Below are 9,712 nucleotides of genomic sequence, written 5' to 3' on the forward strand. Positions count from 1 at the left end.
AGTGTGCCATATATGGACGTCCCGCGCTGTGCAAGCTCTGAGTTGATACGGTTTGCTGCCATATATCCGGCGTCGTTAGTGGGTTAATTTACCCGCGCCATGATGTCATCCGCCCCCTGTTTCCTTATCACTACACCGGTATGTTACTACCTCGGCACACTTCAGGCTGTTACAGGGTCGGTTTACCGTTCTCTCATCAGTACCTGCAAACTCAGGAGGAATAGGGTTCCTCACATACAACAATGCTTAGCTCATAGCGAAAGCCCTGTTAATATTAAAACTTGTTGATTCGGTCAGTAATCGCCAGACGATGCGAGTCAGTTTATTGGCCAGTGCGACCGTGGCTTTCATTTTGCCCCTTCGCTCAGTAAGACGTTTCAGCCATATACCCAATGCATCATCTCGCTTATGCGCCCAGTGCATTACAGAACGGGCGCCATGAATAATCAGCGTCCTGAGGCCGCGATTCCCGTTTTTGGTCATCGACGAAAGACTGCTTTTCCCACCTGAACTATGTTGTCTGGGAACCAGACCACACCAGGCAGATAATTGTCGCCCGTGAGTAAACTGCTCCGCATTCACTTCACTCAGAAACGCTGCGGCAATAAGCGGGCCAATACCCGGTATTGTCATCAGCACTTTATATTTGGGTTGTTGCTGGCAAAGAGCTGCAAGACTGTGCTCCGTAACGAGAATTTGCTCATTAAGTGCGTGTATGTTCCCGAGCAACGAATGCAGTAACTGGCGCAGCACGGGGGAAATTAATTGCTCAGCATCTTCAATAATATCCGGCAGTCGATGCTGTAATACATGAATCCCAATAGGGATCTCAATCCCTTGTTCTGCCGCCAGTGACCGGGCCTGATTTGCCAAAGCTGTTCGCTGCTCTACCATCAACTGACGGGCACTTCGAAGAGCCTTGATATCCTGTTGTTCAATAGTCTTGATAGCAACAAAATGAATACCGGGGCGAAGCGCTGTCTCGCAAATTGCCAGGGCATCATTGGAATCGTTTTTCTGGTGATGCGTTAATGCTTTTACGTGTTGTGTGGGGATAAGTCGGACGAGAAAGCCCATTGACTGAAAAACGCGCCCCCAGTAATGCGAAGTAGCACAAGCCTCCATTGCAACGATCGAACCGGCAGGAAACTGACGAATGATATCCAGCAATTTAGCCCGGGAAACCTTACGGTTAAATGCAATGCTCCCGTCATTTATCCAGACGCAGACCTGAAAGACAGATTTAGCCAGATCGATACCGATGACTTTAATCGCGTTCATGATGCAGTACCTCAGAAAAAGAACACTCAGCATAAGTGTGGCAGGACTTGCGCTGAGGGAGGGACGTCCATCACATCACTACAATCTGATATCCTCCAACCGTGCTGTCACCTGAGGCATAATGAATGACACTGCCAGGACTAACGACTGCATACCGGGAAAAACTGGTTAATGGTTACTGCTGCGTCATATGGAATGGTTCGAAGCGGTTGATCTGATAGTTAAAGGCATGGAAGGCGTTATCGAAGCTAAGACCGTAACCTATGACTTCGAACGTCTGATGGAAGGCGCTAAACTGCTGAAATGTTCAGAGTTTGGCGACGCGATTATCGCGAATATATAATTAAAATAGCGTAAAGCCCCGCCTTTAAGTAAAGAGCGGGGCTTTATTATCACTGAGGTTCAGAGCGAGATTGCTGTAACCTCACCTTTATCGATGGGCGCGTAGTACCAGAATTGTTGGTTAATTTCTGCCTGTTTCATCTTTTCAGGCTGAATAATTTTCTTCACGCCATCGACAGTTACCGCCATCTGCAAGGAGAGTGGGGTCAGGCTAATAACGACTAAATCACCTTCCGTATTACTGTAGGCCACAGTATCGTTAGCGAGTTTATGCTGCTGCCCATCAGCAACCACTGAATAGTCAAACTTCACTTTCTCCTTGATAATTGTCTGAACACCATAATAGTCGCCGTAGACTGCGGGATCGTGGAAGAAGCCAAAGTGACCACCACTGTTTTGCAATTTGACAAAATAGTAATCAGGGATGGTAAACGCCTGCTTTCCTGTCGCAAGCTGTTGGCTAATAACTTTTTGCCTGACCACTTCCTGACGGGCTGCTTTTTCGTACGCGTTGTACATCATGGGATAAGACCATAAGAAAGTTATTCCACATAGAGCGGTAACGGCAGCCGTACCGGTGACCCCCGCTCTAACACCGCTGGTTAATAAGCCATGAGCCAGGAAAGAAATGGCCAGCAGAAAGAACATGAAGGTCCCGTTCATTACCCGGTCAGGGTAGGAGGGTGAGGCAAACATGATTAATGATGTGCCCAGACCTATGCAAACCACCAGTGCTGCGCTAACAAGATGGCTCTTTTGAATGTTTGCGCGAATTTGCTTATTGAAGATAACCAATAGCACCAGCAGAAACAATACGACATAACCAATCCAGATAAGTGCCAGATGATTATGCACGCGTTCAGTCAGGTGAATGAAAATGCGTTCAAAAATGGATTTCCCATACCAAAAGTCTTTTCCGCTGGCGCGGATAAAGTTACCCGGAGAGAGAATTAAAACACATGATCCCAGGATTGCACTGATGCTGTAGATAATCTTATTGACTGAAACTGACTTTGTACGCCACAACTCGTACGCGATGGTGAGCACAGAAAGCAAGGAGACAAAAGGCGAGACGCTTTCATTAGAACAACCCGCCATAAAACTCAGCAAAGCGATTAATAGGTTGATCGTTTTGATATTTTGGGTTGTGATACGGTAGATATAAAACAACCATGCCGCGACGAAAAGGTTAGTCCAAAGATAGTTTGCCGCGCCCACAACCCAGAAGGTGGTTTGTCCTAAATTTGGGTTCGAAATCCAGTAGGTGAAAAAAATCAGCGGGAACAAAATATAATCAACTTTCGTCCAGCTTAGCGTGCCAGATGGTGTTTTAACAATGAAGTAGCAGAACGCAACCGTAGAGAAGCCCGCAGCAACGGAATAGATAATTTGTGATTGTGTATAGAGAATCAGCGAACTAGCGTAATCGGCAATGATCCTGCCGCTCCAGGTCATATAATGATGTAAATGAGACTCCGGCGAGATCCCCAAAAGATAGTAACGATAGTCGTCTGAGTGAATTGGTGTGAACCACTCAATGAGAAATATAGCCAAAAAAGCCAGCAGCAAAATCGCCGCTTTGGGTAGTAACTTTAGCATGGTCGTAATTATTCCATCGTCCTGTTTTTACTCTTCAAGATGTAACGAGGTCTCTGCTTAACCTCCGTGTAAACGCGGCCAATATACTCACCGAGAATGCCGATGCCAATAAGCTGAATGCCGCCGAGAAAGAGAATAGCAGTCATGAGTGAGGGGTAGCCTGGAACAGGATTGCCCCACAGCAGCTTATCAAGGATCATCCACGCGGCATAAATGAGAGAGAGTGCGGAAACGCTAACGCCAATGTAGGTCCAGATCCGCAGGGGAAAGGTGGAAAAGCTGGTGATGCCTTCCAGCGCCAGGTTCCAGAGTTTCCAGCCGTTGAATTTCGAATCGCCAGCAACGCGGTCTGCCCGCGCGTATTCAACAACATCGGTGCTGCCGCCTACCCAGGAAAGTACACCTTTCATAAAAAGATTTCGTTCAGGCAATAATTTGATATTTTCCACGACATCGCGGGACATTAGTCTGAAATCACCCACATTTTCTTCAATCTTGGGCGTGCTGATTTTATTGTGCAATTTGTAAAACCACTCAGCGGTCTTGCGTTTCAACCGGCCATCAGTCGAACGATCGGTACGCTTCGCCAGCACCATGTCAGCGCCTGCTTGCCATTTTTTAATAAGATGTGGAATCACCTCGATCGGGTCCTGTAAATCCACATCGATAGGGATTACCGCATCACCGGTTGCATGATCCAGACCGGCAAAGAGCGCTGGCTCTTTACCAAAATTACGCGTAAACGAGAGCGGTACGACCAGCGGATCGGCGACAGCCAGGGCGCTGATAATTGATTCGGTGGCATCATGACTACCATCATTGATAAAAACGATCTCGACATCTAACGGCTTTAATGCCTCAAACTCTCTTACCGTCTTATAAAAAATTGGGATCGAGTCCTCTTCATTAAAGACGGGAACCACTAATGAAATTTTCATTTCATCTTCCTGAAAACTATGAACCGGGAATAAAAAAATCCGCAAATCAGGCTGATTGCAGAGAAGATAACAAGCGTAATAATTGGTGCCATTGCGCACTCATCGGCTATCCAACCTACAATACCGCTCAATGCCCCCATAAAGCCGACATACAGCAAATAGCGAGTGGTTGATATGGTGGATTTGAAGGTAAATCGTGCGTTAGCAAAGAAACTAAAACTAACGGCCACAGCAAACCCGACCACATTTGCCAGCGCCTGGCTTGTGTGGAAGGCATAGACACATATTGAGAAAATGAACCAGTGCAAGGCAGTATTAAGTACGCCAATTGATGCATACTTTGTGAATAATTTTAACATTACTAAAATCAATAGGTTGAGATTCTGCAAAGCCTATCAAGCTTTGTTGAATAAATCGAACCTTTACTGAATTGAGGGATTAGATCACGCATCCTCTAACATCGCAGGTCAGCGTTCCTGAGAAAAATATGTGACAAACCGCATATTATGCCACAAGTCTTCAAAAAGATCGCGTATTGTCAGGAGGGTGGGCGTAAAAACGAAAGGTCAGATCAAGGGAAAAATGTGATTTCGTACACATCTGATTTCCCTGTTAACCCGAATGCACATATAATGCGCTCCCAACACTACAGAACTCTCAACCCAATAGCCTGCCTGGCAATGAATCTCGCATAAATGAACATGAATATGAAATTGACAACGTTTTTCGCGGCGGCACTCGCTGTTGTTGGCTTTTGCAGCACTGCTTCAGCCGTTACGTATCCACTACCGACAGACGGTAGCCGGGTGATTGGTCAAAACCAGGTCATCACTGTCCCGGAAGGCAACACCCAGCCGTTGGAGTATTTTGCTGCCCAATACCAGATGGGGCTTTCCAACATGCTGGAAGCGAACCCTGGCGTGGACACCTTCCTGCCGAAAGGCGGTACGGTGCTGAACATTCCGCAGCAGCTGATCCTGCCGGATACCGTGCATGAAGGTATGGTCATCAACAGCGCTGAAATGCGTCTGTACTACTACCCGAAAGGCACCAACACCGTTATCGTGCTGCCGATTGGTATTGGCCAGTTGGGTAAAGATACTCCGATTAACTGGACCACCAAGGTAGAACGTAAAAAAGCAGGCCCGACTTGGACGCCGACAGCAAAAATGCACGCCGAATACCGTGCTGCGGGTGAACCACTGCCTGCGGTCGTGCCTGCCGGTCCGGATAACCCGATGGGTCTGTACGCACTGTACATTGGCCGCCTGTATGCCATTCACGGAACTAACGCCAACTTTGGTATCGGTTTGCGCGTGAGCCACGGTTGTGTGCGTCTGCGTAACGAAGACATCAAATTCCTGTTTGAGAATGTTCCGGTCGGTACGCGCGTTCAGTTCATTGATGAACCGGTAAAAGCCACCACCGAGCCAGACGGCAGCCGCTACATCGAGGTACATAACCCGCTGTCAACCACTGAAGCTCAGTTTGAAGGCGCCGAGGAAGTCCCGATTACGTTGACCAAGAGCGTACAGAGCGTAACCAGCCAGCCGGATGTCGATAAGGCTGTGGTAGATCAAGCTATCCAGAACCGTTCTGGTATGCCGGTTCGCCTGAACTAACTCCATGAAAAAGGCCCGATAGCGCTATGCTTATCGGGCCTTTAACACGCCAGCCAACACCCTGTCTAAACGCTATCTCAACAGCAACAGCCCATACCCTACCAACGCCGCCCATAGCAACATCGGTAACGAATACAGATGGAAACGCCACCAGATGCGTCGGTCGTTCGCCATGCGTAATGCGATCAGATTTGCCAGCGAGCCCGGTAACAGACCGAAACCACCGACATTGACAGCCCATGCCAGCAACAGCGTAGGCGGTACATAGTTCAACAGTAAAATCGTACTGGGTACGTTACTGATAAATTGCGACAGTCCGATAGCCGTCAACCAGAGTCCCGGCCCGGAAAGCGTGCCGATATGACCTGAAATCGCCTGTAAAGCGGGAAGTTGGGTTAATAAATGCACGTCGATAAACATCGCCATAAACACCAGCAGCAACGTCCAGTCCACGCTGAACACGACGCGGCGCGCCAGTACCAGAAATCCGGTCGCTACAATTACCAGCCCCCACAGCTCTTGCTTCAACTCCAGCGCACTGAGAAAGACGATGTACAACCCGAGGCAGCACCACACCAGCCGCGGCTGCCACTCTGGCGAGCGCGTCCCGGTATGGTATTGCAGCGCTTTCGTCGGAAAACAGAACCAGCACAACACCACTAAGGTCAGCATCATTGCGACAGCGAGCGGCAACATCTGCCAGGTAAAGGCGGTAAATGAAAGGCCAGAGCGTCCCCACAGTAATATATTTTGCGGGTTGCCAATGGGGGTGAGCAGTGAACCGGCATTCACCGCCAACGCTTCAAAAATGATCAGCCGGTTAACCGGGATCGCACACAGTTTTTTGAGGGTAATGGTGAGAGGGACGACGATAAACAACGCCACATCGTTAGTCAGAAACGTCGACAGCCCTGCCGCCGCCAGCACCATAAACAGCGCCAGACGACGCTCGGTAGCAAACCGGCGAAGCATTCTGCGCCCCAGCACGTCGAAATAACCGCTCAGTTCGACCCCTTTTGTCAGCAGCATTAAACCGCTGAGGGTAATAATGGTATGCCAGTCAATGGCAGCGAACCACCGACGAGGGGCAAACGGTACACAAAGGCTTAAGCCAATCCCGATAATTATCAATAACTGAAAAAAACGATCGCCCCTGAGCGCTCGCAAAAAGGGAAGACTCATTCAGATGCCGTTCCGTTCTTTTGTGTAAACAGCCGAAAAGCCTCCAGCGTTTCCTGGCTCACGTGATGCTCCATTCCCTCCGCATCACGGCGCGCGATATCCGCGCTCACGCCCAGCACCAGCAGAAAATTTTCAACGATCTGATGACGCTCGCGACTTTCTTGCGCCAGCTTTTCCCCTTCCGGGGTCAGGAACACCCCTCTCCAGGGGATCATTTCAATCAGCCCGACGGTCGCCAGTCGCTTAAGCATTTTGGCGACAGTGGGTTGCGAAACGCCAAGTCGGGCCGCCATATCGACCTGACGCGCCTCCCCGACCTCAATGATTAAGTCGGAAATCAGCTCGACATAGTCATCAATCAGTTCACGACGGTGCGCTTCTCTGACCTGGCGAAAACCTTCGACATGTTCCTCGACATTCACTAATTGCGTCACTTTTTTTGTTGTTGGCGTACCTGCGCGACGACTCATTCTGCTTCCCCATGACTGTGACGCATTGACTGTATCTGATGTAAGAGGATCCATTGTAAACCAGAGTTGTCCTGGCACAAAAAATTAACGTTTTAGCAATAGCTATATAATATAGCCTGTGCTATATCTGTATGTAATACAGTCATCCCTCAAGGATTGATGGGATCGATAAGTAGGAGGTTTATATGAACGAATTCAAGAGGTGTATGCGCGTGTTTAGTCACTCTCCCTTTAAGGTACGGTTAATGCTGATCTCAATGCTGTGCGACATGATCAATGGCAAACCAGAGCAGGATAAACCCTCCTCACACTAACGCGGCGTCGCGGTACGCCGCTTCATCTTCGCCCCTTCACTACTGCTCATTTTCTCGGTTCAGCGCAAATACCCCTTCTTTTTGTCTGATTTGCTATCCTCTTCGCAAAACAATTTCGCTGTAGTAGTTGACCTAAACATAAGCAAGCTCTATCTTCTGGCATCCCTGCATATATTGCGGCACGCAGATATCCTCTTCACGCACTCTCAGGCAGGCATTAACCCTTTGCGCCAGGGTAAGCACATGGCGTTTTTGTAATAGTGGCATATGAATTTAACCCTCAAAGACTCGCTTATTGCCCGCAGCCGGGTCATTAACCCGTGGACGGCCTTTTACTTTTTACAATCTTTGCTGATTAATCTCGCACTGGGTTACCCTCTTAGTCTGCTCTATAGCGCGGCCTTTGCCTGCATATTGCTGCTGCTCTGGCGCAGCGCACCGCGAGCGCAAAAGGTGCTGATCGGCGTGTGTTCACTGATCGCCGCAATGTATTTCCCGTTCGGCCAGGCATACGGTTCGCCTAACTTTAATACCCTGCTGGCGATGCATTCGACCAACATGGAAGAGTCAACCGAGATCCTGACGATCTTCCCGTGGTACAACTACCTGGTGGCTGTCTTCATCTTTGCGCTGGGCGTAATTGCCATTCGCCGCAAAAAAGAGACCGAAAAGAAACCCTGGAATATGCTCAACAGCCTGTGCCTGTTGTTTAGCATCATCACGTTCTTTGTTGCCCCCGTACAAAACCTGGCATGGGGCGGCGTCTTTAAACTGAAAGATACGGGCTACCCGGTGTTCCGCTTCGTCAAAGACGTTATCGTCAATAACAATGAGGTGATTGACGAACAGGCGCGAATGGCGAAACTGGCCGGTATGAAAGACACCTGGACAGTAACGGCGGTCAAACCCAAATACCATACCTATGTGGTGGTGATTGGTGAAAGTGCGCGCCGGGACGCGCTGGGGGCGTTTGGCGGTCACTGGGATAACACCCCCTTTGCCAGCACGGTCAACGGTAATATCTTTATGGATTACGTTGCGGCGAGCGGATCAACACAAAAATCCCTTGGCCTGACGCTAAACCGCGTAGTGGATAATCAACCGCAGTATCAGGATAACTTTGTGACGCTGGCCAACCGCGCCGGTTTCCAGACGTGGTGGTTCTCTAATCAGGGGCAAATCGGCGAGTACGATACGGCCATCGCCAGCATTGCGGAGCGTGCTGATGAAGTGCACTTTCTGAAAAACGGTAACTTTGAAGCGGACAAAAACACCAGTGATGAAGCGCTGTTGAAAATGACCGCTCAGGTACTCGAAACCGAGCGTACACAACCGCAGCTCATCGTACTGCATTTAATGGGTTCTCACCCACAAGCCTGCGACCGTACGAAAGGCAAATACACAGAATTCGTACAGTCAAAAGAGACCTCTTGCTATCTCTACACCATGACGCAAACCGACGATCTGCTGCGCCAGCTGTACGAGCAGTTGCGCAATAGTGGTAGCAGTTTCTCGATGGTCTATTTCTCCGATCACGGTCTGGCGTTTAAAGAGCGTGGAAAAGAGGTGCAATATCTGGCACATGATGATCAATTCCAGCAGAACTTCCAGGTTCCGTTTATGGTCATCTCCAGCGATGATAAAGCGCACCGCAAAATCAAAGCTCGCCGTTCCGCTAACGACTTCCTGGGCTTTTTCGCCCAATGGACCGGGATCAGCGCCAAAGAGATAAGCCTCAAATACCGCTTCCTCTCTGAGCAGAAAGCCGGGCCTATCTTCATCACCAACTTCAAGTTACAGAAGGTGGATTACAACCATCTGGGCACTGACATCTTCGACACCAAATCGTGATAACCGAACGGGGGGATGCCATATCGCCCCGTCGCTTTCATCTTTTCAGACAAATAAATATCCTCCGGCATAGCCGGAGGTTTTTCAAATGCGCCTGTAAGGCTCTGTTACCA

At 49.1% G+C, this 9,712-nt stretch carries 9 protein-coding genes and 1 pseudogene; 4 read left to right on the forward strand and 6 right to left on the reverse strand.

Going from position 1 to position 9,712, the window contains the following annotated elements; translation table 11 throughout:
* Positions 1–246: 246 nt before the first annotated feature.
* Positions 247–1,281, reverse strand: coding sequence for an IS110 family transposase (locus CJP72_RS23905; RefSeq protein WP_162383738.1), 1,035 nt, complete (start codon positions 1,279–1,281; stop codon positions 247–249).
* Positions 1,282–1,456: 175 nt separating this feature from the next.
* On the opposite strand from CJP72_RS23905, the pseudogene CJP72_RS23910 reads away from it, so the two are divergent.
* A pseudogene (locus tag CJP72_RS23910) lies at positions 1,457–1,624 on the forward strand (NADP-dependent isocitrate dehydrogenase); the annotation flags it as partial.
* 59 nt (positions 1,625–1,683) lie between these two features.
* Here the strand turns inward: CJP72_RS23910 and CJP72_RS23915 are convergent.
* Genes CJP72_RS23915 through CJP72_RS23925 form a run of 3 tightly spaced genes read right to left on the reverse strand, consistent with a single transcriptional unit; the run spans position 1,684 to position 4,519 of the window.
* Positions 1,684–3,231: a DUF6056 family protein gene (locus tag CJP72_RS23915; RefSeq protein WP_162383747.1), complete on the reverse strand. Its 1,548-nt coding sequence runs from the start codon at positions 3,229–3,231 to the stop codon at positions 1,684–1,686.
* Entirely contained in the window at positions 3,231–4,160 is a 930-nt protein-coding gene (locus CJP72_RS23920; protein WP_162383746.1) for a glycosyltransferase family 2 protein, read from the reverse strand. Before CJP72_RS23920 ends, CJP72_RS23915 begins: the two co-directional genes overlap by 1 nt.
* Positions 4,157–4,519 (reverse strand): GtrA family protein, encoded by a 363-nt coding sequence (locus CJP72_RS23925; RefSeq protein ID WP_162383740.1) that lies wholly within the window; start codon positions 4,517–4,519, stop codon positions 4,157–4,159. Before CJP72_RS23925 ends, CJP72_RS23920 begins: the two co-directional genes overlap by 4 nt.
* Before the next feature lie 342 nt (positions 4,520–4,861).
* Here CJP72_RS23925 and ldtB point away from each other — a divergent pair, with 342 nt between their 5' ends.
* Positions 4,862–5,782 carry a L,D-transpeptidase gene (gene ldtB / locus CJP72_RS23930; RefSeq protein ID WP_162383741.1) on the forward strand — a complete coding sequence of 307 codons (921 nt, stop codon included), beginning with the start codon at positions 4,862–4,864 and terminating at the stop codon, positions 5,780–5,782.
* Positions 5,783–5,854: 72 nt separating this feature from the next.
* Here ldtB and CJP72_RS23935 read toward each other — a convergent pair whose 3' ends face one another.
* Positions 5,855–6,964 carry an anion transporter gene (locus CJP72_RS23935; protein WP_162383742.1) on the reverse strand — a complete coding sequence of 370 codons (1,110 nt, stop codon included), beginning with the start codon at positions 6,962–6,964 and terminating at the stop codon, positions 5,855–5,857.
* The gene (mntR, locus tag CJP72_RS23940; RefSeq protein ID WP_162383743.1) at positions 6,961–7,434 is read right to left on the reverse strand and encodes a manganese-binding transcriptional regulator MntR; all 474 of its coding nucleotides are present in this window, start codon (positions 7,432–7,434) and stop codon (positions 6,961–6,963) included. Before mntR ends, CJP72_RS23935 begins: the two co-directional genes overlap by 4 nt.
* 185 nt (positions 7,435–7,619) lie before the next feature.
* On the opposite strand from mntR, the gene mntS reads away from it, so the two are divergent.
* On the forward strand, positions 7,620–7,748 hold the full coding sequence (gene mntS, locus CJP72_RS23945) for a manganase accumulation protein MntS (protein WP_162383744.1): 129 nt from the start codon (positions 7,620–7,622) through the stop codon (positions 7,746–7,748).
* 267 nt (positions 7,749–8,015) lie between these two features.
* Positions 8,016–9,599 (forward strand): phosphoethanolamine transferase, encoded by a 1,584-nt coding sequence (locus CJP72_RS23950; RefSeq protein ID WP_162383745.1) that lies wholly within the window; start codon positions 8,016–8,018, stop codon positions 9,597–9,599.
* Positions 9,600–9,712: the final 113 nt, after the last annotated feature.

Origin of the sequence: Citrobacter sp. NCU1 (assembly GCF_010231475.1) — a bacterium.
Lineage (GTDB): Bacteria > Pseudomonadota > Gammaproteobacteria > Enterobacterales > Enterobacteriaceae > Citrobacter_D.